The 15,957-nt window shown below is 39.6% G+C and carries 16 protein-coding genes and 1 riboswitch; of the genes, 13 read left to right on the plus strand and 3 right to left on the minus strand.

Going from position 1 to position 15,957, the window contains the following annotated elements; all coding sequences use genetic code 11:
* Nucleotides 1-3: 3 nt before the first annotated feature.
* The 4 genes from glp to CHY_RS03965 are packed head-to-tail and all read left to right on the plus strand — an operon-like array spanning nt 4 to nt 2,960.
* Nucleotides 4-1,263: a molybdopterin molybdotransferase MoeA gene (glp, locus tag CHY_RS03950; protein WP_011343794.1), complete on the plus strand. Its 1,260-nt coding sequence runs from the start codon at nt 4-6 to the stop codon at nt 1,261-1,263.
* The gene (gene mobB, locus CHY_RS03955; protein ID WP_011343795.1) at nt 1,229-1,720 is read left to right on the plus strand and encodes a molybdopterin-guanine dinucleotide biosynthesis protein B; all 492 of its coding nucleotides are present in this window, start codon (nt 1,229-1,231) and stop codon (nt 1,718-1,720) included. Before glp ends, mobB begins: the two co-directional genes overlap by 35 nt.
* Entirely contained in the window at nt 1,717-2,766 is a 1,050-nt protein-coding gene (locus CHY_RS03960; RefSeq protein ID WP_011343796.1) for a 4Fe-4S binding protein, read from the plus strand. The genes mobB and CHY_RS03960 overlap by 4 nt, the downstream gene beginning before the upstream one ends.
* A 5-nt stretch (nt 2,767-2,771) precedes the next feature.
* A complete protein-coding gene (locus tag CHY_RS03965; RefSeq protein WP_011343797.1) occupies nt 2,772-2,960 on the plus strand; it encodes a twin-arginine translocase TatA/TatE family subunit in 189 nt (62 codons plus the stop codon).
* Between the two features lie 93 nt (nt 2,961-3,053).
* Here the strand turns inward: CHY_RS03965 and CHY_RS03970 are convergent, their stop codons facing one another.
* Genes CHY_RS03970 through CHY_RS12665 form a run of 3 tightly spaced genes read right to left on the minus strand, consistent with a single transcriptional unit; the run spans nt 3,054 to nt 5,720 of the window.
* Entirely contained in the window at nt 3,054-4,175 is a 1,122-nt protein-coding gene (locus CHY_RS03970; RefSeq protein WP_011343798.1) for an ABC transporter permease, read from the minus strand.
* A complete protein-coding gene (locus tag CHY_RS03975; RefSeq protein WP_011343799.1) occupies nt 4,172-4,957 on the minus strand; it encodes an ABC transporter ATP-binding protein in 786 nt (261 codons plus the stop codon). The genes CHY_RS03970 and CHY_RS03975 overlap by 4 nt, the downstream gene beginning before the upstream one ends.
* Before the next feature lie 13 nt (nt 4,958-4,970).
* A complete protein-coding gene (locus CHY_RS12665) occupies nt 4,971-5,720 on the minus strand; it encodes an efflux RND transporter periplasmic adaptor subunit (protein WP_011343800.1) in 750 nt (249 codons plus the stop codon).
* A gap of 309 nt (nt 5,721-6,029) precedes the next feature.
* On the opposite strand from CHY_RS12665, the gene CHY_RS03985 reads away from it, so the two are divergent.
* From CHY_RS03985 to CHY_RS04040, 9 genes are all read left to right on the plus strand, one after another.
* A complete protein-coding gene (locus tag CHY_RS03985; RefSeq protein ID WP_041537645.1) occupies nt 6,030-6,479 on the plus strand; it encodes a hypothetical protein in 450 nt (149 codons plus the stop codon).
* A 28-nt stretch (nt 6,480-6,507) separates the two neighbouring features.
* Nucleotides 6,508-6,720, plus strand: a complete 213-nt coding sequence (locus tag CHY_RS03990; RefSeq protein WP_041537646.1) for a hypothetical protein — start codon at nt 6,508-6,510, stop codon at nt 6,718-6,720.
* A gap of 34 nt (nt 6,721-6,754) precedes the next feature.
* Nucleotides 6,755-8,290: a YjjI family glycine radical enzyme gene (locus CHY_RS03995; RefSeq protein WP_011343802.1), complete on the plus strand. Its 1,536-nt coding sequence runs from the start codon at nt 6,755-6,757 to the stop codon at nt 8,288-8,290.
* A complete protein-coding gene (locus tag CHY_RS04000; RefSeq protein WP_011343803.1) occupies nt 8,271-9,116 on the plus strand; it encodes a YjjW family glycine radical enzyme activase in 846 nt (281 codons plus the stop codon). Before CHY_RS03995 ends, CHY_RS04000 begins: the two co-directional genes overlap by 20 nt.
* Nucleotides 9,117-9,196: 80 nt before the next feature.
* Nucleotides 9,197-9,281: riboswitch (cyclic di-GMP riboswitch) on the plus strand.
* Nucleotides 9,282-9,350: 69 nt separating this feature from the next.
* The gene (locus CHY_RS13305; protein WP_011343805.1) at nt 9,351-10,211 is read left to right on the plus strand and encodes a DUF5666 domain-containing protein; all 861 of its coding nucleotides are present in this window, start codon (nt 9,351-9,353) and stop codon (nt 10,209-10,211) included.
* A 285-nt stretch (nt 10,212-10,496) separates the two neighbouring features.
* Nucleotides 10,497-12,503, plus strand: a complete 2,007-nt coding sequence (locus CHY_RS12670; RefSeq protein ID WP_011343806.1) for a diguanylate cyclase — start codon at nt 10,497-10,499, stop codon at nt 12,501-12,503.
* 242 nt (nt 12,504-12,745) lie between these two features.
* Entirely contained in the window at nt 12,746-13,822 is a 1,077-nt protein-coding gene (locus CHY_RS12675) for an HD-GYP domain-containing protein (RefSeq protein ID WP_011343807.1), read from the plus strand.
* Between the two features lie 425 nt (nt 13,823-14,247).
* Nucleotides 14,248-15,540, plus strand: a complete 1,293-nt coding sequence (locus tag CHY_RS04035; protein WP_226986724.1) for an HD-GYP domain-containing protein — start codon at nt 14,248-14,250, stop codon at nt 15,538-15,540.
* A gap of 119 nt (nt 15,541-15,659) precedes the next feature.
* Nucleotides 15,660-15,956: a hypothetical protein gene (locus tag CHY_RS04040; protein ID WP_011343810.1), complete on the plus strand. Its 297-nt coding sequence runs from the start codon at nt 15,660-15,662 to the stop codon at nt 15,954-15,956.
* Nucleotide 15,957 lies beyond the last annotated feature (1 nt).

Here is a 15,957-nt window from a genome sequence, read left to right on the forward strand (position 1 = left end):
TCAATGGAGACCAATGTAGCTTTAGAAAAAGCTTTAAATATGCTTTTGGCTTATGTTCCTAAACCCGGAACGGAGATTGTCGAAATTTTAAAAAGTCAGAACCGGGTGCTGGCAGAAGACGTTTTAGCCGACATTATGGTACCTCCTTTTTCCCGTTCGCCCTTGGATGGATTTGCTTTTAGAAGCAGTGATTCCCCGCGGGAAAAAGGGCAAAAGGTTCGGCTTAAAATTGTTGACTACCTTCCCGCGGGAGTGCCGGCTACAAGGCCGGTAAACTCCGGTGAAGCGGTAAAACTTATGACCGGGGCCATGATTCCCGAAGGAGCCGATGCGGTAGTCAAATTTGAAGATGTGGTGGAAGAAGACGGCTATGTAATTATCGATTTTCCGGTAAAGCCAGAGACAAATATCGTTAAAAAAGGGGAAGACTTTTTACCAGGTGACGTCATCATTGAAAAAGACCGGGTAATTAATGCCAATGCCATTTCTCTATTAGCGTTAGCCGGAAAAAAGAAAGTGTTGGTTTATAAAATACCTAAAGTTTATATTATTTGTACGGGCAGTGAACTGGTGGATATTGAACAAATTCCCGGTCCGGGGAAAATTCGCAATACCAATTTATACAGTATCGGGGCATTGGTGGCAAGGTCCGGAGGAGAGCCTGTTTTAGGCCGAATTGTGAACGATGATTTAAATTTAATTGCCCAAGAAATAAAACGAGGACTGGAAGTGGCCGATTTAGTGCTGACCACCGGGGGAGCGTCGGTGGGGGAATATGACTTGATAATTAAGGCTTTAGAAAGTATCGGTGCCGAAATTTTATTCTGGAAAACCGATTTTAAACCCGGTACACCGGTGATTGGGGCAGTAGCTAATGGGAAAATAGTTATTGGTTTATCAGGAAATCCCCAGGCAGCTATGACTTCTTTCGAGCTAATTGCTTACCCCGTGATCAGAAAATTAACCGGTCGGCAAAATATTTACCATGCCCGGGTAAAAGCATTTTTGGACCACCCCTTTGATAAAACCCGGGGGCAACGGCGTTTTGCCCGGGGCTATTGTTATTTAAAAGAAGGGGAGTTTAGGGTAAAAATCTTACCCTGGCTTTCCCCGGGCTCGTTAAAAGGGGTTTTAAACTCCAACGCTTTGGTGGAAATCCCCAAAAATTGTCCGCCCTTAAAAACCAATGATCCCGTTAATATTGTTTTAATTGAAGGAGGAAGCTTAAGTGCCTTTGATACTCCAGATAGTGGGCTATTCTAATTCTGGCAAGACCACCGTAGCAGAAAAATTAGTGCAGCTCTTTACCCGGCATGGGTTTAAAGTAGGGGTTGTAAAACACGATGTTCACGGCTTTGAAGTGGACCAACCGGGAAAAGATACTTATCGTTACCGGCAGGCGGGCGGAGTGAAGGTTGGAATTCTTGGACCTGGAAAAGCAGCCTTTATGGTGGAAAGGGAAGTGCTACTCGAAGAAGTTTTTGAATTTTACCGGGATATGGACCTTATCCTGGTGGAAGGCTTTAAAAACCGGCCTTTTCCCCGGATAGAGGTAATTAGAAGTGAAATTTACCAGGAGCCTTTTTCTCCACCAGGACTTCTGGTGGCGGTGGTTAGTGATTTAAATTTAGAGGTAGACTGTCCGGTATTTGGTTTCGGGGAAATCGATAACTTATTCCAGTTTTTGCTTAAGTACTTTGAAATGGGCGGAGGAGTATGAGTGACTTTTTTGAATTTTTAAATTCCGGGAAGGCAGAACTCTCGCCTTCCTTTTGTTTGGAACACCGGTATTTGCCTTTTAAATGCGGCAAATGTGTAACGGTTTGTCCTGCAAATGCGATATTTAAAGACGGTGAAAAAATTGCCATAAAAAAAGAGGAATGTACAAACTGCGGCTTTTGTAAAGCAGTATGTCCAACGGGAGCCATAAGTTTTGGTGGGGTTACTCCGTTAAAAGAAATTGCAGAGGTGCGGGACGAGGGACATGTTGGTTGTACCTTGAATTCAGCCAATACCGGGAAAGTAAACCTTCCCTGTTACGGATTTTTAGATGCCGGGGAAATAGCAATTTTAGCAGCGGCAGGAAAGAAGCTTAATTTTTACCTGGAAAACTGCAGCACCTGTCAGTATCAAAAGGGGAAGGAGCTTTTTTTAACTCACCTCAAGGAAACCGAGACCAAGCTTGGCGGTCTTTCGGGAATTACTTTACACCAAAAGGGCCGTCCCCCAAAGGATTTCTCCCGACGGGAATTTTTTAGCTTTTTGACCGGAAAAATAAAAGTAACTGCCGCAACTTTTCTTTTAAAAGAAGATGAAGACCCCAATGATATCTTTGCCAAACGCGTGCCGTTAAAATACCGCTATTTTTTAAAGGCGGTAGAACTCCTCCAGGGGAAGATTAACGGGGAGTTGGAAATCGGAGAAAGTCTTAAAGTCATTGGAGAATGTAATGGCTGCGGGGTTTGCGAGCGGCTTTGCCCTACCGGGGCTCTTCGTTTAAAAGAGGGAGAGTTAACCTTTAAGGCTCATCTTTGTCTAAACTGTAGTCTTTGTGTGGAAAGTTGTCCGCAAAAAATTTTAAAATATGATGGTAAAATTACCGTAAATGATGTATATTTAAAGACAGAGCAGGTTTTAGCCAAAGTTTTAACCAAAACCTGCGCGAAATGTGGAAAAATCTTTACTCCGGTAAATAATGAAGAATTATGCCTTAATTGTTACATTACCGAAGGCTTTAAAACGGAGAATTTATTTGAAGGAGGCTAAAAAATATGTTTGGTAATTTTGGCTGGCAAGAACTTTTGATAGTTTTAGTAATAGCTTTGATTATTTTTGGTCCCTCTAAGCTTCCGGAACTCGGCAAAGCTTTTGGCCAGACGGTAAAAGAGTTTCGTAAAGGTGCCAAAGAAATTCAGGACGAAATCGCTTTAGAAGAAGCGAAAGAGGAAAAACAAGCGTAACTTTCAACCTCCAACTTTATACCTCCACTACCCCGGCAGAGCTGCCGGGGTATTTTTTTTAAATGGTCACTGGCAGAACCGTCCCTAACGGTACTATTCTAATCGTTTCTTGAACCTGAGAGACGCTACCACCAGCAAAAATACCCCTAATACCGTTAAGGCTATAGCCTGGTTTTGCAGTTCTAAAAGGCCGGCCCCCCGGATAATAATGCCCCGCAGGATTTCCAGGAAATAGGTAAGGGGGATGGCATAGCCGAGATACTGGATAATTTTCGGCATAGCTTCCCGGGGAAACATAAAGCCGGAAAGCAAGATGCTGGGCAGAAGAAAAACTATGGTCATCTGCATGGCCTGCAGCTGGGTCCTGGCTACTGTCGAGATTAAAATGCCGATAGCCAGTGCTACAGCTACAAAGCAGAGGGCTAAGGCAAAAAGGGTTAAGGTATCACCCTGCATAGGGACGGAAAACCAGTTGATTCCGAAATAGAAGGCTATCGTAAAGGACAAAAAACCAATTAATACATAAGGGACAAGCTTTCCTAAAATTAACTCAAATGAAGTAACCGGAGTCACAATAAGCTGCTCGATAGTTCCCCGCTCTTTTTCCCGTACTAAAGCAAAAGCAGTTAAAAGGACCGTAAGGTTTTGCATAACAAGACCAATTAAACCAGGAATAGTGAAAATTTGGCTTCTAATTTTCGGGTTGTAGCGAACCTCCGGCCGGATGAGGGATATCGAAGTACTGGCTATTTGCGGATATTTTTTGGCCAAAATTTCTCTGGTGTAATTTTGTCCCACCAAAACCCCTGATGATAAAGCGGGGCGGGCTATTGAAGGGTCCGAGCCATCCACGATATACTTTACCTCCGGTATTTGGCCCCGGGAGAGTTTTTCGGCATAATCGGGCGGGATGATTAAACCTGCTTTAATTTTGCCCTTTTTAAAAAGGGAATTTAATTCAGCGGTCGTATTTACAGGATAATCAAGATTAAAATAATTGGACGCCGTAAACTTTGCCAGAAGTTCCCGGCTTTCCGGCGTGCGGGAGAGATCTAAATAAGCAGTGGCGATGTGGTCGACGTCGGTGGAGACCGCATAACCGAACAGTAAAAGCATCATCACCGGCATTATAAGAGCAATGGCCATACTGGGTTTATCCCGTTTTAACTGGAGGAACTCTTTTTTAACTATAGCCCAAAACCGTTTTGGATTCATGGAGTCTCCCCTCCAATAAACTTTTCCAAGTCTTTAAAATCGTACACTTTTTTCCCGGTGGCTCTTTCCACATATTCGATAAATACATCTTCTAAACTACCTTTTCCTTCCTGAGCCATTAATTCTGCGGGCGTGCCGAAAGAAACTAATTTCCCGTTAAAAATAAAACCGACGATATCGCAAATTTCCGCTTCATCCATGTAGTGGGTAGTAACCAGCACGGAAATCCCTGTTGCACATAACTTTTTAATAATTTCCCAGAAAATCCGGCGGGATACCGGGTCAACTCCGGCGGTGGGTTCATCTAAAATTAAAAGTTTGGGCCGGTGAATCATGGCAGCTCCTAAGGCTAAACGCTGCTTCCAGCCCCCGGAGAGGTGAGCGGTCAGGGTTTTGCGGTTATCCGTAAGACCGGCCATAAGAAGGATTTCTTCTTTCCGGGATTTTAAAAGCTTTGCCGGTAAATTGTAGATTCGGCCAAAAAAATCGAGATTCTCTTCGACGGTTAAATCTTCATAGAGAGAAAAACGCTGGGACATGTAGCCGATAAGGTTGCGTACTTCCCGGGTCTTTTTTACCACATCCAGGCCAAAAATTTCAGCCCGCCCGGAAGTAGGCAACAGAGCACCGCACAGCATCCGGATGGTGGTGGATTTCCCGGAGCCATTAGGGCCTAAAAGACCAAAAATTTTCCCCGCTGGAACTGTAAAAGAAACATTATCTACTGCAACTTTTGGACCAAAAGTTTTGGTCAACTTTTCGGTTAAAATTGCTACTGTCAAGCTTAACCACTCCTTACGGCAAGGTCAGGGTTAAGAGCATCCCCGGCTGCACATCCTGAAAATCTTTTGTTAGCTCAATTTTTACTAAATAGGAAATTTCACTCTGGTCTTCCCGGGTTTCGGCGGGTTTCGGGGTAAATTCACCTTTCGGGGAAATATAAACCACTTTTCCGGTAGGAGCCATTTTGAGATTTTCATTTTTAACACATACCGTATCCCCGAGTTTAATTCTGTTTAAATACTTTTCGGGGATATAATATTTAACATAGATTTTGCCTAAGTCGATTATGGTTGCAACGGTGGTTCCGGGATTAACAAACTCACCGGGTTTTACGGGAGTTGTCAAAACTGTACCACTTACCGGAGAGGAAATTTTAGCCTTTTCTAATTGGATTTTCGCTAAATCCACCTGGGTTTGGGCAAGTTTTATCCCTGCCTTTGCCTGGTCTTCGAGGTTTTGGCCTTTGCCTTCCACTTGTTCGTATTTTAACCGGGCTAATTCCAAATTAGCCCTGGCAGCTTCTAACTGGTTTTTAAGTAAAGAATCATCAAGAGCAACTAAAGGTTGGCCCTTTTTGATTTCATCTCCTTCCTTAACGAAAACGTTATTAACTTTTCCGGCTATTTCGGCTTTTACTTCATACTGGTCAGCTTCGGCGATGCCGTCAAAGGAAGGGGGAGTATTTTTATCGCCATTAAGGCTGCACCCACCTGCTAAGAGACTAAATATTAAAATCATAATTATTAAAGATTTTTTGGCCATAGCCATCCTCCCTTTTTACTTTTTAAGTATAGTAGTATTAAACAAAAACACTTTAATTTCCTTTTAAAAAATTAAAATGTGGTAAAATATTTTAATAAAACCGATTTAAATGTAACTTTAAACTTTTGCCTTGGTCATGATATCCCTTTTACCAGGGAAAGTCAAGCACCAACCCTACATAATTTATGAAAGACAGGGTATATGGGTAGAATCCCTCAAAGGTTCTGGGAAAAACTATAGAAGGCTAAAATTTTTCTTGTCGACTACCTCCCGGCTTTGCTATAATCAAAAAAAGTGCCGGGGGTGCTAATGGTGATTTACCCCGCTCCAATTTATCTTTACTGCAAATTTTTGCCAAAAGAAACTGCCATGGCTGGTAAAAATACTGGTCTGGCAGTTTCTGTGTTTTTCCGGGAAAAGCAATTTAGCCAAAATCCTTTGGAGAGTTTATTAGCATTACATCAAAAAGGGCTTCTCTTTAAAGCACTACCGGAGTTATCTCACCTGGTAGGCTTACCCCAGAATCCCGAACGCCATCGCCTTTGTGCCTGGGGGCATACTTTAAGGGTTTTGGAGGAGCTTCCCGAGAAGGATTTAGAATTAATCATGGCCGCTCTTTTGCACGATGTGGGAAAGGGTCTACCGGGGGTACGAACGTACAAAAACGGCTATCCCAACGGATTTTGGCCATGCCGAGCGGGGAGCGGATATAGCCCGGGGTATTTTAAAACGCTTCAATTTCCCCCGGCAAACTATTGACCGAACCGCCTGGCTTATTTATTACCACATGTCCGTACCCTATGAAGTAGAAAAAGTAGAATTTTGGCTTAAGCAGCTTGGGAAAACACTACCTCCGGGTGAACTTTACCGGCGGGTACAAAAGTTAATTACTTTAAAAGAAGCGGATAAACGCTCGGATAACATCGGTGCCGAAGATAAAATCCAGGCATTGAAAAAGGTAAGGGAGGAAGTAGAGAAATTTTACCTTAAAAGTAAATAAAGATTTTGCTACAAGCGGTAAAAAGGGTGGTATAATGAAGTTAGAAACTTTAAGTCGGGTGATAAGAGCGATGAACCGGGTTTATGAAATAATTACCGATACTTCTTTGGATTACAAAGATAAGCGGCACTTACTGGCGGCGGAGGCGGAAAACTCCCTTCCTTATGTAAAAATTAGTGAAAAGGCTCAGCAGTACTTTTCCCAGGGAATCTTATGTGATCTTTTTGAAGGTCACGCTCCCTACCGGCCGCGTTATATTTTGCCGGATTACCAAAAATTTATGGAAAAGGGAAGCGAGTACTTAAATTTAAAACCCCCGCAGGATTTATTTGAAGCGGTTAATGCCCTTTTAATTATCTATCGCTACGTTCCTTCCATAACGAGCTATCCCGTATATCTGGGACAGGTAGATGAGCATTTAGAACCGTTTGTTTTGGCTGCCGGCGAGGAACTTTCCGAAAAACTCTTAAAAATGTTTTTGGTGCAAATAGACCGGGTGTTACCCGATGGGTTTGTCCACATGAACATTGGGCCCAAAGATACCCGTACCGGACGATTAATTTTGAAGCTGGAGCGGGAGCTTAAGCAGGCAGTACCCAACATTTCCTTAAAATATAATGAAGAAACTCCTGATAGTTTTGCCATAGAGGCGGTTAAAACGGCATTGGAAATTGGAAAACCGTATTTTGTCAACGACCGGGAATTAAAAGAAGACCTTGACCCTGCTTACGGAGTTGCCAGCTGCTATAATACTTTATTAATTGGTGGAGGCAGCTTTACTTTAGTTCGGTTAAATTTAAAAGAAGCTGCCAAAAAAGCGAGGGATTTTCAGGACTTTATCCGGAATGTTTTACCTGATGCAGTGTTGGCGCAGGCCGAGGTTATCAATGCCCGGGCTAAATTTATCGTAGAAGAAGCGAAATTTTTTGAAACTTCCTTTTTAGCTAAAGAAGGTTTAATTTCCCTTGCCCGCTTTACCTCCATGGCCGGATATTTTGGACTGTACGAATGTATTGAACACTTAACGGGACTGAAGCTTGGTAAGGATAAAGAAGCCCTTTACTATGCCGAACAAGTGTTAAAAACCGCCAAAGATACTTTAGAAAGTGTCCCGGGAGCTTACTGCTACGGTACCGGCGGCAGGATAGGTTTTCATGCCCAGTCGGGGATTGACAGCGACATCGATGTAACGCCCGGGGTGCGGATAAAATACGGCGAGGAGCCGGACATTTTTACCCAGATTAAAACCGAGGGAAGGCTCCATAAATACTTTGATACAGGCATTAGTGATATTTACATCTTTGACCGGACCGCCCGGGAAAATCCGGAAGGGGTTTTAAAAATAATCAAGGGGGCTTTAAAAGAGGGAATCAGAGTATTTTCTTTCAACACTTCCGATTCGGAATTTATCCGGATTACCGGTTACCTTGTAAAAAGAACCGATGTTTTAAAATACGAAAAAGGCGAGGTTTTACGGGAAGATACGGTAAAGCTTGGAGCAGCAAGCATTAAAAACAACAATACCGAAGCCAGAAAGGTAAGGATAATCGGTGAGAGGAATAGTCAATAAAATTATTGAGGTAAGCTTTATCGACGGTCCCGGAACCCGGATGGCAATCTTTCTCCAGGGTTGTAATCTTGACTGCCTGTACTGTCACAACCCGGAAACCCAAAAATACTGCCAGAATTGTGGTAGATGTGTTGAACAGTGCCCGGCCGGAGCCTTAACAAACCTTGACGGTAAGGTAACCTGGGATAAGGCGATTTGCCAGGGGTGTGACCGTTGCCTTGAGGTGTGTCCCCATTCATCCACTCCCAAAACTACCCTTTGGGAGGCGGAGGATTTAGTAGCTTATATTTTGGAAAATGAAGTTTTTTTAGATGGGGTAACCTTTTCCGGCGGGGAATGCACCCTGCAGGCGGATTTTATCCTGGAAGTTAGCAAAAAGCTTAAAGAAAAAAGTAATCTAACGGTTTTTGTCGATACTAATTGCTTTCTGGAGGAAGAGAAATTTCTAACCTTATGTCAAAATATCGATGGAATTATGGCCGATTTAAAAGCTTTTGACCCGGTTTTGCACCGAAAGCTGACCGGTGTGGCCAACGAATTAATTTTTCAAAATTTAAATACGGCGTCGCAGCTTGGAGTACTGTATGAGATTCGAACGGTATTGGTGCCCGGCTTAAACGATCATCCGCAGGAAGTAAAAAACATTGCCCGGTTTATTCGTGAACTCAATTCGTATACATTGTTAAAACTGATACCTTTCCGTAACTATGGTGTAAAATCTTATTTAAAAGGCGTACCGAACTTGCCTGAAGAAAAATTTTTTGAGCTATTTGAGTTTGCAACGGAAATTCTTGGTTCCCGGGTTTACGGGAAGTACGGTATGTAAAGTTTGTATTTAAATTCTTTTGCCAAAAGTATTGTAATTTTAACTTTATGTTTTATAATAGAGTAAAAAAGATAAGATTTTACCGATAAAGGCAAACCCGGCGAAAGCCGGCGACGCAAAGCTACAGGGGCTAAGGCCGTAAGGCTATGCCAGCCAGCTGCCGAAGGTGTTAAGGGGATTATTAACCCTCCGCTTTCTGGCAGGAGGGTTTAAAATTTTAAAGGGGGTATTTTAATGAAGAAGATAGCGGTTTTAGTTTTAACGGTATTTTTACTTGGGATTACTTTACCTGCGTTGGCCGATACTGCTACCACCGTGCCAGCTAATACCACTCCGGGGGTAAGTGATACTGTTTATGCCAACCAAACTCCAACCGTAAGTGACACTACCTATACTACCCCATCGGTAACGGATCAAACTTATCAACCTGTACCGGCTCCAGCAGACAACCCGTTGCCTTTTGATTTAAACCTTTTAAACAGCTTGTCTTATAATCAGCTAAAACAGTTAAAGGAAGAAATTGAAAATCTTTTGGAGCAAAAAGAGGAAGAACTTCAGGAATTTAAAGGAATTGTAACTTCCTTTGACGGACAAACTCTTACCGTTAAAGGAGAAAACGAAGAAAAAACTTTTGTAATTACATCGGATACGGACATGGAAGTAAAAGGAGAGTTAGGTGCTGGTTATAAAGCAGAAGTAAAATACGATCCGGCAAGCAACGAGGCTATAAAAGTTGAAGCAAAACCTGTAATACTGGAATATACCGGTACGGTAATTTCTTTTGATGGTAACAATCTCACCGTTGCCCGGGGAAATGGTGAACAAAAAACCTTTAGTATTACGGAGAACACTAAAATTGAAGGATTAGGCAAGCTTAAAGGAGAAAAAACCATCAAACCTGGTTATAAAGTAGGTGTTAAATACACCTTAACGGGAAATGCTATCGAAGTTAAGGTAATACTGGCAAAGGTTGAAAAGGATAAGGAAAAAGAAAAGGAGAAAGAAAAGGAAAGAAAAAAAGAAAGTAAAAAAGAAAAAGAACAAAAATCAGAAACAAAAAAATTCGTAAAAAAGACATACTACAAAAAAAGATAAACCTTTTTAATATTAGCCGACTGGTTTACCGCCAGTCGGCTTTATTATTGCATGCGAAAGTTGCCAAGGGGCTGGCAACACAAAATGTTCCATTTTCGCTGTGGAATCTGTCATGTACATTACTTGAGAGCTGACAAAATATATACAAACAGGGAGGAGTATGGTATAATTTTGAAGAATATGTCGAAATATTGGAATTTTTTTATTTAAGAAGTAAAAAATATTACCGCCCCAAGAAACGTTTGGAAGCTTTGGAAGCTTGAAAAAAGGGAGGCTTGACGGGGCTTGAAGGATAAAAAAATATTGATCGTGGAAGACAGTAAATTTCAAGCAAAAACCATAGCCAATATCCTGAATAAATACGGTTATACCGTTGAAATTGCTCTAACCGGTGAAGCGGCAGTCGAAAAAGTAAGTGGTGGATGGTACCCTGATCTCATCTTAATGGATATTGAGCTGGGAGAAGGGATGGATGGAGTACAAACAGCGCTGGCAATTCAGCAGATTAGTGAGCTGCCCGTTGTTTTTCTAACTGCGCATACTGAACCAGCAGTGGTAGAAAAAATTCGTTCTGTTACGGCCTACGGATATGTAATGAAAAGTGCTACTGAACAAGTGCTGATAACCATAGTTGAAATGGCCTTGCGGCTTTATGAGGCAAACGTCCATGCAAACATGTACTGGCAGATATTAGAGGATTCGCTAAATGAAATTTATATTTTTAACCCTGAAACATTGAGATTTCATGTGGTCAACCGTGGTGCCAGGAAGAACCTGGGATATACCCTGGAAGAATTGAACACCATGACACCCCTTGACCTTAAACCGGAATTTGACCTTAAAAGTTTCAGAGCTCTGCTTGAACCCTTGCTGAGCGGTAAGGAGGAACAAATTGTTTTTTATACTGTACACCGGCGGAAGGATGGTTCGCTATATCCCGTAGAAGTTCACCTGCAGCTTTTTGACTACCGGGGAGAAAAATTGTGCCTGGCCCTGGTTATTGATTTGACCGAAAGGAAAGCGCTGGAAGAGGAAAACAGGCGTAAAGAAGAACAGCTCCGTTTGATGTTAGAAGCCTTACCCAATCCTACATATCTCATTAACAGAGAACGACAAATAATTGCCTTAAATCAGGTGGCAAAGGAACGGGGAGCAGTAGTTGGCGATTATTGCTGGCACAGCATTCATCATTTAAAAACTATTTCTCCTGTTGAACGTCAATTTTTTGAAAACACCGGAAAACCGCTGCCCGGTACCAAGTGTTATTTTTGCCGGGCGGATGAGGCTTTAAACCGAAAGCAAAAAGAAAATTGCGAGGTAAATTTGGATGGTTTATTCTGGAATATCTGGTGGGTACCGATCGATGAAAATACCTATCTTCACTATGTTATCGATGTAACAAAATATAAAAAAATGGAAGAAGAAATAAGGGAGCAAAAGGAATTTTTACGGCTTATTCTTGACAGTATGCCGGCTGGAGTTATGGTCGTTGATGCTAAAACTTTCAGGATTGAAAACGTAAACCTGGAAGCTGCTGCGATGATTGGAGCATCTCCGGAAGAGATTATTGGCAAAAGCTGCTTTGAAATATTTCCGGAAAGTAAGGGATTATGTCTGATTACAGCGGTAGGTCAGGAAATGGATTGGGCGGAGCGAATTTTACATAGAATGGATGGCTCTCAATTGCCTGTACTTAAAATCGTTAAACGACTTAGAACTAAAAGCGGCGAAAAGTTAATTGAGACTTTTATAGACCTTACGGAACGCAAAAAGCTGGAGGAACAGCTTTACCGCTTATCCATTACCGATTATTTAACCCAGGCTTACAACCGCCGTTATTTTACAGAAATGTTAGAACGGGAAATAGAACGTGCCAAAAGGACTAAAATGCCCTTTGCGTTAATTATGTTAGATATCGACCATTTTAAGAATGTAAATGACCGTTTTGGACATGCTGCTGGCGATTTGGTTTTAAAAACCCTGGCAAATTTGATTAAAAACAGGATTCGTCAAACCGACTGTCTGGCCCGCTGGGGTGGGGAAGAGTTTGTGATTCTCTTACCGAATACTCCAGTGGAAAAAGCAGCAGGCTTAGCGGAAGAATTGCGGGAGCAGTTAAGCATGCTGGAGATTCCGGGCGTAGGCCGGGTGACCGCCAGTTTTGGGGTAACCGGTTACTGTCCCGGAGATACGCTTGATACGTTATTAATGCGTGCTGACCAAATGCTGTATACAGCCAAAGCTTCAGGAAGAAATTGTGTTCGTTTTTCCGAGAAATGTCCGGAAAAGTAGGACTATCAATGAACAAAATACAACTTATAAGTTTGTTGAATTGTAAAAATATAACAATATTGGTAAAAAAAAAAAAAAAAAAAATATATACAAATGGAAAATATTATATTATAATATTACAAAAGATGTCGAAATTTCATGAAAACACTCTTTTTAGCGTTTATGACGAATATTACACCCTTTTGCCTTAGGGTAAAAGGGTTTTTTGATAAAAAGATAGAGAGTAGAGAAGGGGAGGTTAAATGTTATCTATCAATATTACTTCCTTAGCTTTATCTTTAAACAGAAACTTTGGGTTATATGAAAAAAAAGAGCATCTTTACCGTTTAAGAATGGCATTGATTGGTTTGCTTATTGGAAAAAAGCTAAATTTAAGTGAAGAAGAGATGAAGAAAATATTTATCCATTCTTTGCTTAAAGGCAATCTGGATTCAAATTGTAATATAATTTCAAATTCTATCGAAGAAATAATATGTCTGGCAAGATTAGTAGCAAAATTATTAGGGAGAAGAAATGTTTGCATTTTTGTTAAAGATAAGGTACGTAAATATATTTTAAACGAATATTTAAATGTTTTTCCAATGACTCCGGTAGTTATGGCACTTTTGGAACTTATGGAGGAAGAGGCATTTTGGTTTAATTTGGAAAAAGAGTTTTTGTTTTTGGATATTTTAAAAATGACAATGGGTTGGGAAGACAACAAGATTCTTAAAGAAGAAGAGATTAAAAAAGTTGCTAACTTACTTACCCGTTTAATTGAGAATAAAGATGTACAAACTCGAGAACATTCTCAAAGGGTAGCGAGAATTGCCTTACGACTAAGCGAAGAATTAAAATTGTCTGAGGAGCAAATTCAGAAAGTTGAGCTTGCAAGTCTAATCCATGATATAGGCAAACTTGCTATACCCGCTAAAATACTTCATAAACCAGGCAAGTTAACTGAACGTGAGTTTTTATTAGTAAAATCGCATCCTTTTTACACGTACAAACTTTTTGAAACTGTTGACGGATTAGATGAAGTTGCTAAATGGGCAGGATACCATCATGAAAAGCTGGATGGTAGTGGGTATCCTTTTAAGGTTAAAAAAGAAGATTTGGATATTGAAGCACGTGTTATCCAGGTGGCGGATATAACAGCTGCTTTGTTAGAAAAAAGAAGTTACCGGGATTCAATGGATAAAGAACAGGTGATAAAAATATTAAGACTTGAAGCTCAGAACAACAAGATTGATTTGGAAGTTTCGGAGTTAACACAAAGATTGTTGCTGGAGGACGAATTATTAAAAGATGATATAACTTATTCTATAGCTATCCTTTAAGCAACATAAAATGGGGGAATTAAAAATGATAGCTTGGCATGATAGTATTGGAAGCAATTTATTAAACGTAACAGTAAATCTTTTAGAATTTAAAAATGAATTTAATATAAGTTGTTTAAGGGTACTTTTGGTTGATAAATTTACAATATTGAAGAACTTAATAGTGATAATAACATCAATGATAACATTTTTGAACATTCTCTGCAATTTTTTTAAGGCAAAAATGTTGTGCATCTTGCATTGGAAAAGTTGAAGCCGGTTCATCATATTGCGGATGGTGACGATTCTGTTGTATTTATAAATAATGACTTTGTGGAAGAAGTTTGTATTCCTATAAGTTTTGAAAAAAATAAAGATATTGCAGTATGTGTATATTTTGGTTTTCTTAATAGAACTGCTATGTATCGATGTTGTTAACATCATTTTTGAATAGGTTTAATCTTTTTGCAATATATTCTTATGCGCTTTTAAAATATAACCAAATAATTGCGATTGAAAGAGTTTTTAAATTTTTTATAATGATTGAAGATTATCTGAAAAATAACCTGCCTTCTATGAGGTTGCATGCTTTTAATGTTGCTTATTGGACTATTGAAATAGCTAAAAAACTAAATTTACCAAAAGATGAGCGTGAGAAGCTTTATTACGCGGCATTATTCCATGATATAGGAAAAATAAATGTTAAAAACAGTATAGTAAACAAAGAGGGCCCATTAACACCAGAAGAATATGAAGAAATAAAAGAACATGCTGAGTTTGGATATGTAATTACTAGGGAGTTATTTGATAATATTTACCCAGACATACCTTTTTGGATAAAGTGGCATCATGAAAACTATGACGGAAGTGGTTATCCTGAAGGTTTAAAAAAAAATGAAATTCCTTTTCCGAGTAGGATTCTCAGGGTTGCAAATGTAATAGATGTTTTACATTCGCCTAAAAGTTACAAGAAGCCTGTTACTGTAAAGGAACTGGTGGAAGAACTTAAAAGATGTACAGGAAAAGATTTTGATCCTGATGTGGTAGATGCAGCTCTTGATGTAATTAATGAAAGAATTGTTTTACCGATGGACATATTAAAATCCAATGTTGAAAAAATATTTCCAGCATTACTTTCGTTACGTACTTTTAGAGATGTATATAATTTTAATGGGTATTTTGTTTTTAACGAAAAGCGGAGTTATTTCAAATCTACTGATTTAAATGGAAATAGTGTTAAAGATTTATGGGATTTACAATCGGCATCTCTGGTGGTAGAAATATTTAATTCAATGTATGAGTATGAAGTAGAAGTAATACCGGTAGAAGAACACACCTATATAATTTCGAACATTCGTCCTATGGAAAAAAAGAATTTTATCTCAATTTTATGGGAATTGGAAGCGGAATTAATTGCAGCAAGTGGTAAGAGCTTGAATGTTAAAGTAAAAAGACTTTCTGGTGATTATTTGTTATTTGCTCATGATAATTCCTGCCCTTTGGATATGTCAAGTCTTTATAAAATGAAGATAAAATTTGAAGATGGTGAAGAGTTGATTTTAAACGGTATAATTACCTATTATTATAATGCATCAACTAATTATGCTTTTTATAAATATGCATTTGTAAATATTGGTGAAACAACAAGAGATAAATTGTTTAAACAGATTTTTAAAAAACAAATTTATTTAAGAAGTTTTTTAAAGAAAGATAGATGGATCAAAAATAAAGCAGGATAAGTTTGAAGTGCAGATTAATTCTCTAAGCAATAGCATAAACCTATACTACTAATTTTTTTTTAATTTTCAGGCGCAAAAATTGAGCAAGAATAAAAATACAAGAATAAAAAATACAAATATTGTCAGGAATCTGGGAAGAAACTGCTAAATACCTGGGAGTTTTTACCGTTAAACTTTTAGTAGACAGGGTAATTTACGATCTAAGTCCAGAACTTCCGGAAGTAGAAATTTTAGAGTGTGATGAAACGGGCTTTGATTTTGAGAAAATCCGAAAGTTTTTAAGAGATAACCCCGACTTTGATTTTGGAGAGTTAGTATCAAAATTTACCACAAAATATGTGGGGATTATCGCCAAACTGGTGGATCCGAAAACACTACAAAACCTAAAAGAGAAATTAGAAAGAAAGGGGTTTTAAC

Source organism: Carboxydothermus hydrogenoformans Z-2901, assembly GCF_000012865.1.
GTDB lineage: Bacteria > Bacillota > Z-2901 > Carboxydothermales > Carboxydothermaceae > Carboxydothermus > Carboxydothermus hydrogenoformans.